Below are 16,978 nucleotides of genomic sequence, written 5' to 3'. Positions count from 1 at the left end.
CCCGCGGGCTCTCGTCCGAAAGGCGGGCTTGATGTGTCGGCACCGGCCGATGCCGACTCGCCTTGGGCGGCAGGGTGGGCAAGGCGGCCCCCCAGTGCCGCGCACTCTTCACGACGGCCCGGGCCCTGCGCCTCAATCGCCGACGGGGCTTGAAAGATCGGGGCTCTGCCCCGTACCCCGCTGCTCAAGCGCCGCAGGCGCTTGAGATACCGGACCCGGCGGGCCCGCCCGCGCGCGGACCTGTGCCCGGAGCCCCCGCTCTCCCGCCACCGCGGTCACCTCCGACACCTCTCCGGTCACCGCACACCGCACCACCCCCGCCCCCTGCGCCCGCGCCACCCTCCCGGCCACCGCGCACGCCTTCGCCCTCCCCTCCAGCCAGTGATCGGCCGCCGCAAGCGCCGCCAGGTCGGCCGCCGCACCCGCCCGGTGCCGCGCCTCAACCGCCTGCCCCATGGCCAGCACCGCCCCGAACACCACACCCACCACGGCCATCGCCATCGCGACCCACACGGTCGCGGAGCCCCGGTCACGCCTTCTCCCCCTCACGTCCGCCCCACCGCCTCCTCCGCCGCCGCCACGGCCTGCGCGCTCAGCTCCACTCCGAGCGCCCGCGGCCCCACGGACCTGGCCCGCACCGTCACCCGCACCAGATCGCCCTCCCGGCCCACCACGACCCGCGCCCCCGGCGGCCCGGCCGCACGCGCCGCTGCCACCGCGGCGGCCCTCGGCTCCTGCCGCGCCACCGCCCTGGCCCCGGCCCGCGCGGCGTCCACGCATCGGATCTGCGCCGCCGCCGCGAGCACCACCCAGACGAGCGCCATCGTGAACGCCACGAGCACCGGCAGCACCACGGCCGCCTCCGCCGTCACGAAACCCCGGTCGCCGCGGGGCTCAGAACGACCCATGGAGCGCCTTCGCCACCAAGGACTGCAGCGCCGACTGCACCACGTCGCTCGTCACCACCTGGTACAGCACCCCGGCGAAGCCCACCGCCGCGATCAGCCCCACCGCGTACTCGGCGCTGACCATCCCGGCGTCCCGCCGCCCGGACCGCACCGCCCTCACCCATCGACGCACTCCTGCGCGCAGCCACCCGCACGCCCGCCCCACTCGCATTCCGTTCATGCCAACTCCCTTGCTGATCAACCTTTTGTCTTCGCCGCAGCCGAGCCCGCCCCTCACCTCCCTCCGAAGACACCACCCCCGAGCCCGATCACGACGGGCACCACCCCGACCACCAGGAACGCGGGCAGGAAGCACAGGCCCACCGGCGCCGTGATCGCCACGGCGGCCCGACGAGCCACCGCCGTCGCGCGCCGCCCCCGCTCGGCCCTGCACTCCGCGGCGAACCGCGCCACGGGTTCCGCCGCCGGAGCCCCGGATTCCCCCGCCCGCTCCAACAGCCGCACCAGCTCCTCGGCGCCCGGCACCGCCGCCAACTCCCGCCACGCCACACCCGGTTCACCGCCGAGCCGCACCTGCGCCGCGCCCCGCGCGAGCCCCCGACCGACGGGCCCGCCCAGCGCCTCACCGACGGCCCGCGCCGCCTCCACAGGACCGGCGCCCGCCGCGAGGCACGACGCCAACAGGTCCGAGGCCAGCGGCAACTGGCGCACGGCATCGCCCTTCGCACCCGACCGCGCCGCTGCCCCCGCTCTCCCGCTGTCCTCCCGACGCCACCACCAGCGCCGCACCCCCTCCGCGCCGACCGCCCCGACCACGAGCCCGGCAACCCCACCGACCAGCACGAACCCGGCGCACACCGCCCCGGCGACCGGCACCCACCGCCGTACCGCGACCGGCAGTCGCACGGCCCGCCGCGCCGGTTCCGCCGCGGCCACCTCGAGCACGAGGCGCAGTCGCCTCCTCAGGGCCCGCTCGGCCCGCCGCTCCGTGATCTCCCGTACCAGCCACACCAGCACCACCGCGGTACACAGCACCGCCCCCAGCCTGTGGACAACGTTCATCGCCCCTCACCCCTCCGCCCCTCGCACGATCCGCATCGCCCACCACAGCCCGGTGGCCTCCAACACCCCGCCCACCACCAGGCATCCGATCCCCGGCCACGTGTGCAGCAGCACCCGTAGGGGCCGCGCCCCCATGGCCGCCCCGAGCAGCAGCGCGAACACCGGCAGGCCGGCGAGCATCACCGCGGTCGAGGAAGGGCCCGCCAACTGGGCTCTGAAGTCCGCCCGTTGGTCCCGCTCCGCACGCAGCGCGTCCGCGAGCCGTTCGAGACCGGACGCGAGCCCCGCGCCCCGGTCCACCGCCACCTGCCAGCACGCCGCCAGCCCGCTCAGCCCCTCGGCACCCGGCTCACGCGCCGCCGCCCTCAGGGCCCCCGGTACATCCCCGCCGAACCGGGCCGCCGCCACCACGGCCGCACTCCCCGCGCCGGTCAACGCCCCCGAACCACGCACCGCCGCCACCAGCGCCTCCCCCGGCTGCTGCCCGGCCCGCACCTCACCCGCCAACAGCCCGCACAGCCGGATCGCCGCCTCCCCTCGCCGCTCCTTTCCCCGCCGCGCCGCCCCGGCCCCGCGCCACCGCCTCGCTCCGGGCACGGCGCACACCCCGAAGACCACCGGAAGCACCGAGGCACCGGCGAGCCCGACCACCACCCCGCCGACCGCACACCACCATTCGGGCCGCGCCCGCACCCACGTCCACCACCGCTCCCCCGCGGCCAGCCACCCCGACACGCCCCCGCTGCCCGGCCCGACGCCCAACACCGCCCGGACCCGCCGCGCCTCCACCTGCCGCGTCCACACCGCCCACGCCACGGCCACGACACCCAACGCGGCCACCGCTCCGGGACCGCCACCACCCAGGACCCCACTCACACCCACGCACCCCGCTTCACAGCTCCACCGACCCACTGCCCTACCGACCCACCAACCCACCAACCCACCAACCCACCAACCCACCGATCAACCAATCCACCGATCCACCGATCCACCGATCCACCGGCTCCCGCAGACCCACGCACACACCGGCCCCGCCCCTCCTCAGGCGGCCGCCCCACCTCACCCCAGGTGCACCCCCAACAAACCCCCGAGCCGCGTCCACCCCACGCCCTCCACGAACCCCCGCTCGCCCCACTCCAGCGCCGGCACCGCCCGCACCCAGCCCTCCGCGTCCCGCTCCAGCACCTGGACCTGGGCGATCCGCCGCCGCCCGGCCCGGTCCCGTACGAGATGCAGCACCACGGACACCGCTGCGGCCAACTGGCTGTGCAGCGCCGCCCGGTCGAGGCCGGCCGCCGTCCCCAACGCCTCCAGGCGCACGGGGACATCGCTCGCCGCGTTGGCGTGCACCGTCCCGGAACCGCCCTCGTGTCCCGTGTTCAGCGCGGCAAGGAGGGAGACGACCTCGGCGCCGCGCACCTCGCCCACCACGAGCCGGTCGGGCCGCATCCGCAGCGCCTGCCGGACGAGGTCGTCGAGACCGACAGCGCCCGCGCCCTCCTGGTTGGCCGGACGCGATTCGAGCCGCACGACATGGGGGTGGTCCGGCCGCAGCTCGGCGGAGTCCTCGGCCAGGACGATCCGCTCCCGCGGCCCCACCAGGCCGAGCAGCGCGCTCAGCAGCGTCGTCTTCCCCGTGCCCGTACCGCCGCTGATCAGGAACGACAGGCGCGCGTCGAGCAGCGCCCGCAGCACTCGGTCGCCGCCCGGCGGCACCGTCCCCGCCGCCACCAGCTCGGCGAGGGTGAACGCGCGGGGCCGGACGACCCGCAGGGACAGACAGGTGCAGCCCGCCGCGATCGGGGGCAGCACCGCGTGCAGCCGGGTCCCGTCGGGCAGCCGGGCGTCCACCCACGGCCGCGCGTCGTCCAGACGGCGCCCCACGACGGCCGCGAGCCGCTGCGCCAACCGCCGTACGTCGGCGGCGCTTTCGAAGGCCACGCCGGCCGGCTCCAGGCCCCCGCCCCGGTCGACCCAGACCTTGTCCGGCGCCGACACCAGGACGTCCGTCACCGAGGGGTCGGCGAGCAGCGGCTCCAGCGGTCCCGCGCCCACCAGCTCCGACCGCAACCTGCCCGCCGCGCCGAGCACTTCGGCGTCTCCCAGGATCCGCCCCTGCGCCCGCAGCGCCTCGGCCACGCGCGCGGGGGTCGCCTCCGACCCGTTCTCGGCGAGCCACTGCCGTACGCCGTCCAGCATCCGCGCCCCGACCACCGCGGTCATGACAGCCCTCCTCGCGCCCACCGCTCGACCGTCCGCGCACCGAGCGCACCGAGCGCTCCGTCCGTCACCGCGCTTTCCACGGGCACGCCGTCGACACCCGACCGTCCGCTCTCCCGACTCATGCCGCCTCCCCCTCGACCGCCGCCACCGGCAGCCGCTGCCAGAGCGCCCCGCAGAACCGCCCCAGCGGCCCCGCCTTCAACACGTCGGTGTCCATGGGCAGTTCACCGGCGAGTGGCAGCCCGACGAGCCGCGCCACCTCGTCCGCCGCGAGGCCTCCCGCGCCGCGCGCGGGCGCCGTCACCACCCGCAGGTCCCGCAGCACCATCCCCGCCGCCCCCGCCATCCGGCGCGCCGCCGCCACGGCCCGCAGCTCCGGCGGCACCACGAGCAGCCCCAGGTCGAGCTGGGCGAGGGCCTCGACGGATCCGGCGTCGACCCGGCGCGGCAGGTCCACCACGACGGCTCCGCCCCTGCGCCGACCGGCGGCGAGCACCGCCCGCACCGACTCCGGGGGCACCGCCGCGAGGTCTCCGCGGTCCCAGCTGAGCACCCGCAGATCGTGCAGCCGGGGCAGCGACTCCTCCAGGGCCGTACTGCCGACCCGGCCCCGCGATTCGGCGAAGGCCGGCCAGCGCAGTCCCTCCACGGCCTCGCCGCCGAGCAGCACGTCGAGCCCGCCGCCGAGCGGGTCCGCGTCGACCAGGAGGGTGCGCCGACCGGCCCGTGCGGACGCCACGGCCAGCGCGCAGGCGAGCGTGGAGGCTCCGGCCCCGCCGCGTCCGCCGAGCACCCCGACGGTCAGGGCGGGCCGCCCGACTCCTTCGACGACATCGGCGATCCGGTCCATCAGCCACTGCTCACCGTCCGGCAGGACGAGGACGTGGTCGGCGCCGATCTCCACGGCCCGGCGCCACACCCCGGAATCGTCTTGATCACGACCAACCAAGATCACGCCACGCCGTCGGGACACCCCGCGCAGCCGCCGCGCCGCATCGTCCCCGACCAGTACGAGAGGCGCCGATTCCCAGCCGCCCCAGCCCGCTCTGCCCGCCGGCGCCCCGTGCCCGACCTCGGGCCGCACGCCCGCCGCCGCGCACAGCCGCAGCAGGTCGTCCAGCAGCTCCACGTCCTCCGTCACGATCAGCGGGGCGCGCCGCACGTCCCGCGCGTCGCACTCGATGACTTCCGCCATGCTCCGGTCCCCCTCTCGCCGCACCCGTCCGCCCGTGCGGACGATCCGTTCCGCACGCGAAGTCGGCTTGGCGCAAGGCGCCGAATACCGCCCGTCCGGCACGGCCCGGGCATAACAAACCGGCCATGAACACGGATCTGAACTTCGTGTGCGGAATCACCGTGCAGCGATCCCGGAAATCGTGGGGATCTTGGTCAATAACTGTGGACGCGAGAAGGCTTGTGAATATCCCCGTCACCCATACCAGTGACACCTTGAACTCGGCATGAAAGCCTCCGCAGAGCAGCCCGACGATCACACAGCGTCACGATGCCGCGGCGGCGCCCACCTCGGCGCGCAAGCCCTGGAGACCCGCTTCGCGGGCATGAAAAAAGGACCCGAAAACGGGTCCGGACATGCGACGACCCCCGCCGGGGGGGAGAGCGGGGGTCGTCCCCACGGTCCGACTCGGGGGGGGAGGAGCCAGACCGGGTTAGCACGGTCGCGAACGATCCGTGACTTCCATGGTGTACCCGAGAGCCTTCTCAAGCAAACCCACGCGCCCCAGCTTACGCCGAATGGTTGGCGCCTATGCTCGGGCTCGTGGAAAACCACTCCTTGCCCCACTCGACACCCCGTACAGCGGCGTTCTTTGACCTGGACAAGACGGTCATCGCTAAGTCGAGCACGCTCACGTTCAGCAAGTCGTTCTACCAAGGCGGACTGATCAACCGCAGGGCCGTACTGCGCACCGCGTACGCCCAGTTCGTCTTCCTCGCCGGCGGCGCCGACCACGACCAGATGGAGCGGATGCGCGAGTATCTCTCGGCGCTGTGCCGCGGTTGGAACGTGCGGCAGGTGAAGGAGATCGTCGCCGAGACCCTGCACGACCTGATCGACCCGATCATCTACGACGAGGCGGCGTCCCTCATCGAGGAGCACCACACCGCCGGCCGCGACGTGGTGATCGTCTCCACCTCCGGCGCCGAGGTGGTCGAGCCGGTCGGCGAGCTGCTCGGCGCGGACCGGGTGATCGCCACCCGCATGGTCGTGGGCGACGACGGCTGCTTCACCGGGGAGGTGGAGTACTACGCGTACGGGCCGACGAAGGCGGAGGCCATCAAGGACCTCGCGCGCTCGGAGGGGTACGACCTCGCGCGCTGTTACGCGTACAGCGACTCCGCCACGGATCTGCCGATGCTCAGCTCGGTCGGGAATCCGCACGCCGTCAACCCGGACCGGGCGCTGCGCCGCGAGGCCCTCGCGCGCGAGTGGCCGATCCTCGACTTCCACAAGCCGGTCCGGCTCAAGCAACGCCTGCCGAACCTGTCGGCTCCCTCGCGGCCCGCGCTGCTCGCGGCGGCCGGGGTCGGCGCGGCCGCGGTGACGGCGGGCCTGGTCTGGTACGCGAACCGGCGACGTACGACGTCAGGCACCCGCTGACGCCATTGGTCCGCCCTATTTGAACCTAAAAGTAAAGAAGTGCGGCCGGGTCTTCCGCTTCCCCCGGGGGAGGAGTACAAAGGATTCAACGGCCCGCGAGACCAAGGACATCCGAGAGGAACACCTTCAACCGCAATCAGGCCCCACGGACCGATGCATGAACACCGGGCACCCACGCGACGTCGACCCGTCGATTACGGGCCAGCCGCACCAGGCGACGGGCAAAGTACCCGACCTGATGGGCAACACACCGAGGACGCTTGGTAACCCAGTGGACATGCCAGCGGCGGTACGAGCACTCGTACCGCCGCAACCCTTTTCAGAGGCCCTTTTCCGGGGCCTCTTCTTGTGAGGCGGCGCTGTTACGCGGCGCCCCGCTGCAGCGCCTCGCAGACGGCCGTCGACTCCCTGACGCCCAGCTCGACCGCCTTGCCGCAGTGGGTGATCCAGGCCGCCATCCCCTCCGGCGTACCGGAGACATAGCCGTCGAGAGCGGCCGCGTAGGCCGCACGGCCGATTTCCGCGTGGCCCAGCTCCGCCGGGCAGATCGACTTCGGGTCGAGGCCGCTGCCCACCAGGACGATGCGCTCGGCGGCGCGCGCGACCAGGCCGTTGTGCGAGCCGAAGGGGCGCAGGGCGAGCAGCTCGCCGTGCACGATGGCCGCGCTCACCAGGGCGGGCGCCGCACTCTCGGCGATGATCAGCTGCGAGAGCCCCTCCAGGCGGCCCGCCACTTCCTCGGCGTCCGGCACCGGGAGCTCGACGAGCGGCTCGTCGACCGTCTCGCCCGCGAGCCGCGGCCGCCCCACCGCGTCGCTCTTGTCGGCCGCCGCGACCAGGTGCAGGCGCGCGAGCACCCGCAGGGGCGACTGCCGCCAGATGGAGAGCAGCTGCCCCGCCTCGGCGGTGAGCCGCAGGGCAGCGCCGACCGTGGGCGCCTCGGTGTCGCCGTCGGCGCCGCTGAAGTCGGTGCGCCTGCGCACCTCTTCGAGCGGCCAGTCGGCACCGGAGAGCGCCGCGCTGCCACGGGCCCCGCGCAGCGCCGCCTCGGAGGTGACCTCATTGCTGCGCCGCCGCATGACCCGGTGCCCGTAGACCCGGTCCACAGCCTTGCGCACGGAGTCCACGGAATCGGCCACGCCCGGCAGGTCTGCCAGCGCCGCGAGGGGGTCGGCTGTCGTACTCATGAGTACGACCCTACGGGGCACGGCCCGCCGCCCCACGAAGGAGTGGTCTTCTTCACGCCGGATCGACACGGACAGCTACCTCACCGATACCCTTTGTGAACATGAAGATCGCTTTCGTGGGGAAGGGCGGCAGTGGCAAGACCACGCTGTCCTCGCTGTTCATCCGTCATCTCGCCGGGACCGGCTCTCCGGTCGTCGCCGTCGACGCCGACATCAACCAGCACCTCGGGGCCGCGCTCGGGCTCGACGAGGGCGCCGCGGGCGAGCTGCCCGCACTGGGGGCGCGGCTGCCGCTGATCAAGGACTATCTGCGCGGCTCGAACCCGCGGATCTCCTCGGCCGACACGATGATCAAGACCACACCGCCCGGCGAGGGCTCGCGGCTGCTCAGGGTGCGTGAGAACAACCCGGTGTACGACGCCTGCGCGCGCGATGTGGAACTCGACGGCGGAGCCGTCCGTTTGATGGTCACCGGCCCCTTCACCGAGGCCGATCTCGGTGTCGCCTGCTACCACTCCAAGACCGGAGCGGTGGAGCTGTGCCTGAACCACCTGGTCGACGGCCGCGGCGAGTACGTGGTGGTCGACATGACCGCGGGCTCCGACTCCTTCGCCTCGGGCATGTTCACCCGCTTCGACATGACGTTCCTGGTGGCCGAGCCGACGCGCAAGGGGGTCTCCGTCTACCGCCAGTACAAGGAGTACGCGCGGGACTTCGGCATCGACCTGAAGGTCGTGGGCAACAAGGTGCGGGACGCGGACGACCTGGACTTCCTGCGCGACGAGGTGGGCGACGACCTGCTCGTCACCGTCGGGCACTCGGACTGGGTGCGCGCCATGGAGAAGGGGCGCCCGCCGCGCTTCGAGCTCCTGGAGGAGGTCAACAGGACGGCGCTGCAAGCACTTCAGGCCGCGGCCAACGCCACGTACGAGACCCGCGACTGGGAGCGGTACACGCGCCAGATGGTCCACTTCCACCTGAAGAACGCGCAGAGCTGGGGCAACGAGAAGACGGGGGCCGACCTGGCGTCCCAGGTCGACCCCGACTTCGTACTGAGGGAGAGCGTCGCGGCAACCGCGTGACGCGGGTTACGACGTGGCGGCCGGGGCTCCCGGCACTCCCTTCGGGGCCGGGGCCCGCTTGCCGCCGAGGTAGGAGTCCCAGCCCTGCTTCGGGGCCTCGCCCACTCCGAGGCTCTTGAGCTTCTTCAGGGTCTTCGGGTCCTGTGCGTCGAGCCAGTCGGTGAGCTGCCGGAAGGAGACGCAGCGGACGTCGCGCTTCTTGCAGACCCGCTCGACGGTCTCCTCGACGGCACGCATGTAGGTGCCGCCGTTCCAGGACTCGAAGTGGTTGCCGATGACGAGCGGCGCGCGGTTGCCCTTGTAGGCGCGGTCGAAGCCCGCGAGCAGGCTGTCGCGCATCTGGTCGCCCCACTGCTCGCGCCTGGCGGGGTCGCCCTGGGTCGCGGAGCCGGACTGGTTGACCATGAAGTTGTAGTCCATGGTCAGCTGCTCGTAGGAGTGGCCCTTGAACGGGACGAGCTGCATCGACAGGTCCCACAGGCCGTTCTTCTTCTGGGGCCAGACCTGGTTGTTGACGCCGCTGGTGTCGTAGCGGAAGCCGAGCTCGCTCGCGGCGCGCGTGAAGTTGTCCTTGCCTTCGAGGCAGGGGGTGCGGGCGCCGATGAGCTCCTTGTCGTAGTCGAAGGGCAGCGGGGCCGACCGGTTGAGGCCCGAGTTGGTCTTCCATGCCTTCACGAACGACTTGGCCTGCCGGATCTCGCTCTTCCACTCGGCCACCGACCACTGGCCCACTCCGCCGCCCTTGCCGCAGAAGTGGCCGTTGAAGTGGGTGCCGATCTCGTTGCCCTCGAGCCAGGCGCCGCGCAGCTGCTCGACGGTGTCCTTGATTCCGCGGGAGTCGTTGAAGCCGATGTCCGAGCGGCCGGCCGAGTGCTGCGGCGCGTGGTACTTCTCCGACTTGGACGCGGGGAGCAGGTACACACCGCTCAGGAAGTACGTCATGGTCGCGTCGTTCGCCTTGGCGACCTTGCGGAAGTGCGAGAACAGCTTCTGGCTGTCCTCGCCCGCGCCGTCCCAGGAGAAGACCACGAACTGCGGTGGCTTCTGCCCCGGTCTGAGGCGCTCGGCCCGTGGCAGGTTCGGCTGTCGCCCGGTGTACGCGGTCGATCCGTCGCCGATGAGTCTGATCGCGGTGCCCGGCGCCGCGGGCTTGGCCTGCTTCGGGCCGGGAGCGCCCTCGTGGGGCTTGGTCTTCGCGGGGCCGTGCCCGCCGGATCCGGCGGTCTCCCCGGTGGCACATCCGGCGAGTGCCGCGGCGCAGGCCGCGGCGGCGGTGATGCCCGCGGCGAGCCGCTTGACGGCAGTGCTGTGGGTGGCGGCCATCTTCCGCCCACCTTCTTTCCTGGGTCGGCTTGTGTGGCGATGAAAAGAGCGAAATGCCCGCTATGTACGGGCGCCGCCGTCACCGTGGCACGAGAGCCGAACGGAATTAGTCCGACAAGCCGACCGGGGTCCTTATTCAGCGCTGATTCACTACTGAGCGTGAACTGGTGACCCATTTGACCCTTTAGCCCGACCCCAATCTTTACTCTGCATTACGATCCGTTTACCGAGCGTTGATTTCATCCCGCCGCTGCACGCCGTGAACCACGGCCGCGATCGACCCCACCCACCGCACAGGGGTTCCGCACATTCCGCGACCGCGCTGCACCCCGGAGGAGACGGGAAATATGTCCGCCTGCGTACCCACCCGCACCAATGAATCCGACCGGACGGGCGAGCCCTCGGGCGCCGACCGGACCGCACACAGTCCCCCACCCACGCCCCGCCGCTTCCGCATCGCGGGAGCAGACCTCTCCGCGTCCGTCGCGGTCTTCCTCATCGCCCTGCCGCTGTCCCTGGGCATCGCCCTCGCGACCGGCGCTCCGCTGGAGGCGGGGCTCGTCGCCGCCGCCGTCGGCGGCATCGTCGCCGGCTGCATCGGCGGAGCGCCGCTCCAGGTCAGCGGGCCCGCCGCGGGCCTGACCGTGGTCACTGCCGAGCTGATCCAGCGCTACGGATGGCGGACCACCTGCGCCGTCACCGTCCTCGCCGGAATCGCCCAACTCGGCCTCGGCTGCCTACGGGTGGCACGCACCGCGCTCGCCGTCAGCCCCGCCGTCGTCCACGGCATGCTGGCCGGCATCGGTGTCACCATCGCCGTCGCCCAGCTGCACATCGTGCTCGGCGGCAACCCCGAGAGCTCCGTACTGGCCAACGTGGCATCCCTGCCCCAGCAGTTGGCCGACGTCCAGCCCGCCGCGCTGGGTGTCAGCGCCCTCACCCTCACCGTGCTCCTCGCCTGGCCGCGCATTCCGGGCCGGGTCGGCCGCATCACGCGCAAGGTGCCGGCCGCGCTCATCGCCGTGACCGCCGCGAGCACCACCGCCGCGCTGCTCGGGCTCAGCCTCCCCGAGGTCGATCTGCCCTCCTGGAGCAGCCACGCGCTCGCCGGGCTGCCGGACGGGCCGGTGCTCGGTATCGCCGCCGCCGTCCTGACCACCACGCTCGTGTGCAGCGTTCAGTCGCTGCTCGGGGCGGTCGCCGTGGACAAGATGACCGCCAAGCGGTCCGATCTGCCGCCCTCGATGCGCCGCGCGAACCTGGACCGGGAGCTGCTCGCCCAGGGCGCGTCGAACATCGTCTCCGGGTCGCTCGGCGGGCTGCCCGTCGCCGGAGTCGCGGTGCGCAGCACGGCGAATGTGAACGCGGGCGCCGTGAGCGGGAACTCCTCGATCCTGCACGGCGTTTGGGTAGTGGCGGCCACGCTGCTGCTGGTTCCCGTACTGGAGCTGATCCCGCTCGCCTCGCTCGCCGCCCTGGTGATGGCGGTCGGCATCCAGATGGTGTCCCTGAACCACATCCGCACGGTCACCCGCCACCGTGAGGTCCTGGTGTACGCGGTCACCACCCTCGGCGTCGTCGTCTTCGGCGTGCTCGAAGGCGTCGGCCTCGGGGTCGCGGTCGCCGTCGGCGTCGCGCTGCACCGCCTCGCGCGCACCCGCATCACGCACGAGACGGACTCCCGCGGCGTCCACCACGTGCGCGTACGGGGCCAGTTGACGTTCCTCGCGGTGCCCCGGCTCAGCCGCGTCCTGCACCAGGTCCCGCAAGGTGCCGACTGCGTGGTGGAGTTGGACGGTTCGTTCATGGACCACGCCGCGTTCGAGGCGTTGCAGGACTGGCAGAAGTCGCACACCACGCAGGGCGGCGACGTCGAGATGACCGGGCGGAACGGCGGCAGGATCGCCGAACCCGCGCGCGCGAGCCACTCCTGCTGCCGCCCCTGGACGCCGTGGCGCAACCACCACTGCGACCGCCCCTCGCACGACGGAACCGTCCTCGACCGGGCGGCGCCCGAGCCCGCCGCACCGCGCCGCGGCGGTCACCAACTGGCCAGCGGGATCAGCGCGTTCCAGCGCAATACGGCGCCGCTGGTACGCGAGGAGCTGGCGCGGCTCGCACGTGAGGGACAGAAGCCCACGCAGCTGTTCCTGACGTGCGCCGACTCCCGGCTCGTCACCTCGATGATCACGTCGAGCGGACCCGGCGACCTCTTCGTCGTACGGAACGTGGGCAACCTCGTGCCGCTGCCCGGCGCCGAGCGTGCGGACGACTCGGTGGCGGCCGCCATCGAGTACGCCGTGGACGTCCTGGAAGTGCAGTCCATCACCGTGTGCGGGCACTCCGGATGCGGCGCCATGCAGGCGCTGCTGAACACGCCGCCCGACGCGGGCGCGCAGACCCCGCTCAAGCGCTGGCTGCGGCACGGGATGCCGAGCCTGGAGCGGATGGCCGACGGGGGCCTGCCGTGGGCGCGGCTCGCCGGGCGGGCGCCCGCCGACGCGGCCGAGCAGCTCTGCCTGACCAATGTCGTCCAGCAGTTGGAGCACTTGCGGGAGCACGAGTGCGTGGCGCGCGCCCTGGAGCGCGGCACGCTCGAACTGCACGGCATGTACTTCCACGTGGGCGAGGCGCAGGCCTATCTGCTCGCCGAGGCCGATCCCGTCTTCGGGCAGGTCGAGGCGACCGCCCTGGACGAGACCCGCAACGACACCCGCATCGAGACCCACGACGAGGGCAGCGCCACACGCGCCTGAACCAACCCTTCCCCGTCTCCGTGCAATTGATGAGACCGTAGGGCTCCCGACCAGGTCGGGAGCCCTACCGAAACAGGTCTAAACCAGTTGGCGGACCCCCCTTGTCACCAGGGGTCGCGGTCTGATGAGCTGTGGCCTGGGACACAACGGTCGCCTCCGACACAAACACTGCATGGGAGAAGCGTCGTGAGCAACGAAAGCCTGGCCAACCTTCTTAAGGAGGAGCGACGCTTCGCGCCGCCCGCTGACCTGGCCGCGAACGCCAACGTCACGGCCGAGGCGTACGAGCAGGCCAAGGCTGACCGGCTCGGTTTCTGGGCCGAGCAGGCCCGCCGACTCACCTGGGACACCGAGCCGACCGAGACCCTTGACTGGTCGAACCCGCCGTTCGCCAAGTGGTTCAAGGACGGCAAGCTCAACGTCGCGTACAACTGCGTCGACCGCCACGTGGAAGCAGGCAACGGCGACCGCGTCGCGATCCACTTCGAGGGCGAGCCCGGCGACAGCCGCGCGATCACCTACGCCGAGCTGAAGGACGAGGTCAGCCGCGCCGCGAACGCGCTGACCGAGCTGGGCGTCCAGCAGGGCGACCGCGTCGCCGTCTACCTGCCGATGATCCCCGAGGCCGTCATCTCGATGCTGGCCTGCGCCCGCATCGGCGCCGCGCACTCCGTCGTCTTCGGCGGCTTCTCGGCCGACGCCATCGCCAAGCGCATCGAGGACGCCGACGCCAAGGTCGTCATCACCTCCGACGGCGGCTACCGGCGCGGCAAGCCGTCCGCGCTGAAGCCCGCGGTCGACGAGGCGCTGACCCGCGTATCCGTCGACAAGGTCCTCGTCGTGCAGCGCACCGAGCAGGACGTGGCGTGGACCGAGGGCCGCGACGTCTGGTGGCACGAGCTGGTCGGCCGGCAGTCCGCCGAGCACACGCCGCAGGCCTTCGACGCCGAGCAGCCGCTCTTCATCCTGTACACGTCGGGCACGACGGGTAAGCCGAAGGGCATCCTGCACACCTCCGGCGGCTACCTGACGCAGGCCAGCTACACGCACCACGCCGTCTTCGACCTCAAGCCGGAGACCGACGTCTACTGGTGCACGGCCGACATCGGCTGGGTCACCGGACACTCGTACATCACGTACGGCCCGCTCTCGAACGGTGCGACGCAGGTCATCTACGAGGGCACCCCGGACACCCCGCACCAGGGCCGCTTCTGGGAGATCGTGCAGAAGTACGGCGTCTCGATCCTCTACACGGCGCCGACCGCGATCCGCACGTTCATGAAGTGGGGCGACGACATCCCCGCGAAGTTCGACCTGAGCAGCCTGCGGGTGCTCGGGTCCGTGGGCGAGCCGATCAACCCCGAGGCCTGGGTCTGGTACCGGAAGAACATCGGCGCCGACAAGTGCCCCATCGTCGACACCTGGTGGCAGACCGAGACCGGCGCGATCATGATCTCGCCGCTGCCGGGCGTCACCGAGACCAAGCCGGGCTCCGCCCAGCGCGCCCTGCCCGGGATCTCCGCGACCGTCGTCGACGACGAGGCGCACGAGGTGCCGGACGGCGGCGGTGGCTACCTGGTCCTCACCGAGCCGTGGCCGTCGATGCTGCGCACCATCTGGGGCGACGACCAGCGCTTCATCGACACGTACTGGTCCCGCTTCGAGGGCACGTACTTCGCCGGTGACGGCGCCAAGAAGGACGAGGACGGCGACATCTGGCTGCTCGGCCGGGTCGACGACGTCATGCTCGTCTCCGGGCACAACATCTCGACCACCGAGGTCGAGTCGGCGCTCGTCGCGCACCCGGCCGTCGCCGAGGCCGCCGTGGTCGGCGCCGCCGACGAGACGACAGGACAGGCGATCGTCGCCTTCGTGATCCTGCGCGGCAGCGCGGACGCCGAGGACGACTCGCTGGTGGCGGACCTGCGCAACCACGTGGGTGCCACGCTCGGCCCGATCGCCAAGCCCAAGCGCATCCTGCCGGTCGCCGAGCTGCCCAAGACCCGCTCCGGCAAGATCATGCGCCGCCTCCTGCGCGACGTCGCGGAGAACCGGGCGGTGGGCGACGTCACCACGCTCGCCGACTCCTCCGTGATGGACCTGATCCAGGCGGAGCTGCCCTCGGCGTCGAGCGAGGACTGAACCGACTGATCCGCGTACGACCCACGCGGCCATGGGAACGGGCATCCGGCGAGCGCGCCGGGTGCCCGTTTCCGTGCTCGTAGGTGATGATCAACAAGCACGCCGGAGCACCCTGTAGGGTAAAAGTCGCGTCAACGACGCGACAGGGATTCACTAAGGTGCGCCGGGAAGTCTGGTCGGCAATGCAGTCAGCCGTACCCGACTGGAGGTCCCACCCGTGAGCGCGCCCAAGAACAAGCCCGTCCGCAAGGCACTCGGCCGGCTCTCCCTCCCCGAGCGGACCTACGTCGCCGACGCGCTGCGCGCGGAGACCGTCGGCGGTGTGCTGCTCCTCGTGGCCGCGGTCACCGCGCTCGTCTGGTCCAACATTCCGGCCCTGCACGACAGCTACGAGGCCGTCAGCGACTTCCACCTGGGACCCGCCGCGCTCGGCCTGAACCTCTCGATCGAGCACTGGGCCGCCGACGGACTGCTCGCGGTCTTCTTCTTCGTCGCCGGCATCGAACTCAAGCGTGAGCTGGTCGCGGGCGACCTGCGCGACCCCAAGGCCGCCGCGCTGCCGGTCGTCGCCGCCCTCTGCGGCATGGCGACACCCGCGATCGTCTACGTGGTGGTCAGCGCGGTCGGCGGCGGCTCGCTCGGCGGCTGGGCCGTGCCGACAGCCACCGACATCGCCTTCGCGCTCGCCGTCCTCGCCGTGATCGGCACCTCGCTGCCGAGCGCCCTGCGCGCCTTCCTGCTCACCCTCGCGGTCGTCGACGACCTCTTCGCGATCCTGATCATCGCGATCTTCTTCACCGACGACCTGAACTTCGCCGCGCTCGGCGGCGCCTTCCTCGGCCTCGCCGTCTTCTGGCTGCTGCTCAGGAAGCGGGTGCGCGGCTGGTACGTCTACGTACCGCTGGCCCTGGTCATCTGGGGACTGATGTACAACAGCGGCGTCCACGCCACCATCGCCGGTGTCGCCATGGGCCTGATGTTGCGCTGCCACCGCGAGGAGGGCGAGGAGCAGTCGCCCGGCGAGCACATCGAGCACCTGGTGCGGCCGCTGTCGGCGGGGCTCGCGGTGCCGCTGTTCGCGCTGTTCAGCGCCGGTGTCGCGGTGTCGGGCGGGGCCCTGGGCGACGTATTCACCCGGCCGGAGACGCTGGGTGTCGTGCTCGGTCTCGTCGTCGGCAAGGCGCTCGGGATCTTCGGCGGTACCTGGCTGACGGCCCGGTTCACCAAGGCCTCGCTCTCCGATGAACTGGCCTGGCCCGACGTCTTCGCGGTCGCCTCGCTCGCCGGCATCGGCTTCACGGTCTCGCTGCTCATCGGCGAACTGTCCTTCACCGGTGATCCGTTGCTGACGGACGAGATCAAGGCGTCCGTGCTGACGGGCTCGCTGATCGCGGCGGTGATCGCCAGCGTGTTGCTGAAGATCCGGAACGCCAAGTACCGGACCCTGTACGAGACCGAGAACCGCGACGACGACCTCGACGGCATCCCCGACATCTACGAACAGGACAATCCGGAGTACCACCTGCGGATGGCCGAGATATACGAGCGGAAGGCCGCGGAACACCGCAGGCTTGCGGAAGTGGTGGCCGGGGCAGGCGGCGAGGACGACCGTCCGGCATGATCTGACGGAGAGTCCGCGCCGGAAGCGGATACGAAGCAGCCACAGAAGAACAGGGGA

The 16,978-nt window shown here is 71.9% G+C and carries 14 protein-coding genes; 5 read left to right on the top strand and 9 right to left on the bottom strand.

Going from position 1 to position 16,978, the window contains the following annotated elements; translation table 11 throughout:
• Nucleotides 1-132: 132 nt before the first annotated feature.
• From ACY34M_RS30535 to ssd, 7 genes are all read right to left on the bottom strand, one after another.
• Nucleotides 133-501 (bottom strand): Rv3654c family TadE-like protein, encoded by a 369-nt coding sequence (locus ACY34M_RS30535; RefSeq protein WP_462721658.1) that lies wholly within the window; start codon nt 499-501, stop codon nt 133-135.
• 44 nt (nt 502-545) lie between these two features.
• The gene (locus tag ACY34M_RS30530) at nt 546-908 is read right to left on the bottom strand and encodes a TadE family type IV pilus minor pilin (protein ID WP_462721571.1); all 363 of its coding nucleotides are present in this window, start codon (nt 906-908) and stop codon (nt 546-548) included.
• Entirely contained in the window at nt 895-1,128 is a 234-nt protein-coding gene (locus tag ACY34M_RS30525) for a DUF4244 domain-containing protein (RefSeq protein ID WP_462721572.1), read from the bottom strand. Before ACY34M_RS30525 ends, ACY34M_RS30530 begins: the two co-directional genes overlap by 14 nt.
• Nucleotides 1,129-1,181: 53 nt before the next feature.
• Nucleotides 1,182-1,970, bottom strand: a complete 789-nt coding sequence (locus ACY34M_RS30520) for a type II secretion system F family protein (protein ID WP_462721573.1) — start codon at nt 1,968-1,970, stop codon at nt 1,182-1,184.
• A 6-nt stretch (nt 1,971-1,976) separates the two neighbouring features.
• On the bottom strand, nt 1,977-2,846 hold the full coding sequence (locus tag ACY34M_RS30515) for a type II secretion system F family protein (RefSeq protein ID WP_462721574.1): 870 nt from the start codon (nt 2,844-2,846) through the stop codon (nt 1,977-1,979).
• A 183-nt stretch (nt 2,847-3,029) separates the two neighbouring features.
• Nucleotides 3,030-4,193: a TadA family conjugal transfer-associated ATPase gene (locus ACY34M_RS30510; protein WP_462721575.1), complete on the bottom strand. Its 1,164-nt coding sequence runs from the start codon at nt 4,191-4,193 to the stop codon at nt 3,030-3,032.
• A gap of 118 nt (nt 4,194-4,311) precedes the next feature.
• On the bottom strand, nt 4,312-5,388 hold the full coding sequence (gene ssd / locus ACY34M_RS30505) for a septum site-determining protein Ssd (protein WP_462721576.1): 1,077 nt from the start codon (nt 5,386-5,388) through the stop codon (nt 4,312-4,314).
• Nucleotides 5,389-5,958: 570 nt separating this feature from the next.
• Between ssd and ACY34M_RS30500 the strand changes: the two genes are divergently transcribed.
• On the top strand, nt 5,959-6,810 hold the full coding sequence (locus tag ACY34M_RS30500) for an HAD family hydrolase (protein WP_462721577.1): 852 nt from the start codon (nt 5,959-5,961) through the stop codon (nt 6,808-6,810).
• Between the two features lie 362 nt (nt 6,811-7,172).
• Here the strand turns inward: ACY34M_RS30500 and ACY34M_RS30495 are convergent, their stop codons facing one another.
• Nucleotides 7,173-7,997: a Fic family protein gene (locus ACY34M_RS30495; protein WP_462721578.1), complete on the bottom strand. Its 825-nt coding sequence runs from the start codon at nt 7,995-7,997 to the stop codon at nt 7,173-7,175.
• Nucleotides 7,998-8,098: 101 nt separating this feature from the next.
• Between ACY34M_RS30495 and ACY34M_RS30490 the strand changes: the two genes are divergently transcribed.
• Entirely contained in the window at nt 8,099-9,079 is a 981-nt protein-coding gene (locus ACY34M_RS30490; protein ID WP_462721579.1) for an ATP-binding protein, read from the top strand.
• Nucleotides 9,080-9,085: 6 nt separating this feature from the next.
• On the opposite strand, the gene ACY34M_RS30485 is transcribed toward ACY34M_RS30490, so the two are convergent.
• Nucleotides 9,086-10,402, bottom strand: a complete 1,317-nt coding sequence (locus ACY34M_RS30485; protein WP_462721580.1) for a polysaccharide deacetylase family protein — start codon at nt 10,400-10,402, stop codon at nt 9,086-9,088.
• A 347-nt stretch (nt 10,403-10,749) separates the two neighbouring features.
• Between ACY34M_RS30485 and ACY34M_RS30480 the strand changes: the two genes are divergently transcribed.
• From ACY34M_RS30480 to nhaA, 3 genes are all read left to right on the top strand, one after another.
• Complete coding sequence (locus tag ACY34M_RS30480) at nt 10,750-13,158, top strand: bifunctional SulP family inorganic anion transporter/carbonic anhydrase (RefSeq protein ID WP_462721581.1); 2,409 nt, start codon at nt 10,750-10,752, stop codon at nt 13,156-13,158.
• Nucleotides 13,159-13,344: 186 nt separating this feature from the next.
• Entirely contained in the window at nt 13,345-15,300 is a 1,956-nt protein-coding gene (gene acs / locus ACY34M_RS30475) for an acetate--CoA ligase (protein WP_462721582.1), read from the top strand.
• A 217-nt stretch (nt 15,301-15,517) separates the two neighbouring features.
• The gene (gene nhaA, locus ACY34M_RS30470; RefSeq protein WP_462721583.1) at nt 15,518-16,921 is read left to right on the top strand and encodes a Na+/H+ antiporter NhaA; all 1,404 of its coding nucleotides are present in this window, start codon (nt 15,518-15,520) and stop codon (nt 16,919-16,921) included.
• Nucleotides 16,922-16,978: the final 57 nt, after the last annotated feature.

It is taken from the genome of Streptomyces sp. EDA2-14 (assembly GCF_054963755.1).
This window is presented reverse-complemented; position numbering and strand designations above follow the sequence as displayed.

Coding starts and splice junctions, on each gene's coding strand:
- ACY34M_RS30495 (WP_462721578.1), bottom strand. CDS start 7,997: ATGAGTACGACAGCCGACCCCCTCGCGGCGCTGGCAGACCTGCCGGGC.
- ACY34M_RS30530 (WP_462721571.1), bottom strand. CDS start 908: ATGGGTCGTTCTGAGCCCCGCGGCGACCGGGGTTTCGTGACGGCGGAG.
- ssd (WP_462721576.1), bottom strand. CDS start 5,388: ATGGCGGAAGTCATCGAGTGCGACGCGCGGGACGTGCGGCGCGCCCCG.
- ACY34M_RS30520 (WP_462721573.1), bottom strand. CDS start 1,970: ATGAACGTTGTCCACAGGCTGGGGGCGGTGCTGTGTACCGCGGTGGTG.
- ACY34M_RS30485 (WP_462721580.1), bottom strand. CDS start 10,402: ATGGCCGCCACCCACAGCACTGCCGTCAAGCGGCTCGCCGCGGGCATC.
- ACY34M_RS30510 (WP_462721575.1), bottom strand. CDS start 4,193: ATGACCGCGGTGGTCGGGGCGCGGATGCTGGACGGCGTACGGCAGTGG.
- ACY34M_RS30525 (WP_462721572.1), bottom strand. CDS start 1,128: ATGAACGGAATGCGAGTGGGGCGGGCGTGCGGGTGGCTGCGCGCAGGA.
- ACY34M_RS30490 (WP_462721579.1), top strand. CDS start 8,099: ATGAAGATCGCTTTCGTGGGGAAGGGCGGCAGTGGCAAGACCACGCTG.
- ACY34M_RS30535 (WP_462721658.1), bottom strand. CDS start 501: ATGGCGATGGCCGTGGTGGGTGTGGTGTTCGGGGCGGTGCTGGCCATG.
- ACY34M_RS30480 (WP_462721581.1), top strand. CDS start 10,750: ATGTCCGCCTGCGTACCCACCCGCACCAATGAATCCGACCGGACGGGC.
- ACY34M_RS30500 (WP_462721577.1), top strand. CDS start 5,959: ATGCTCGGGCTCGTGGAAAACCACTCCTTGCCCCACTCGACACCCCGT.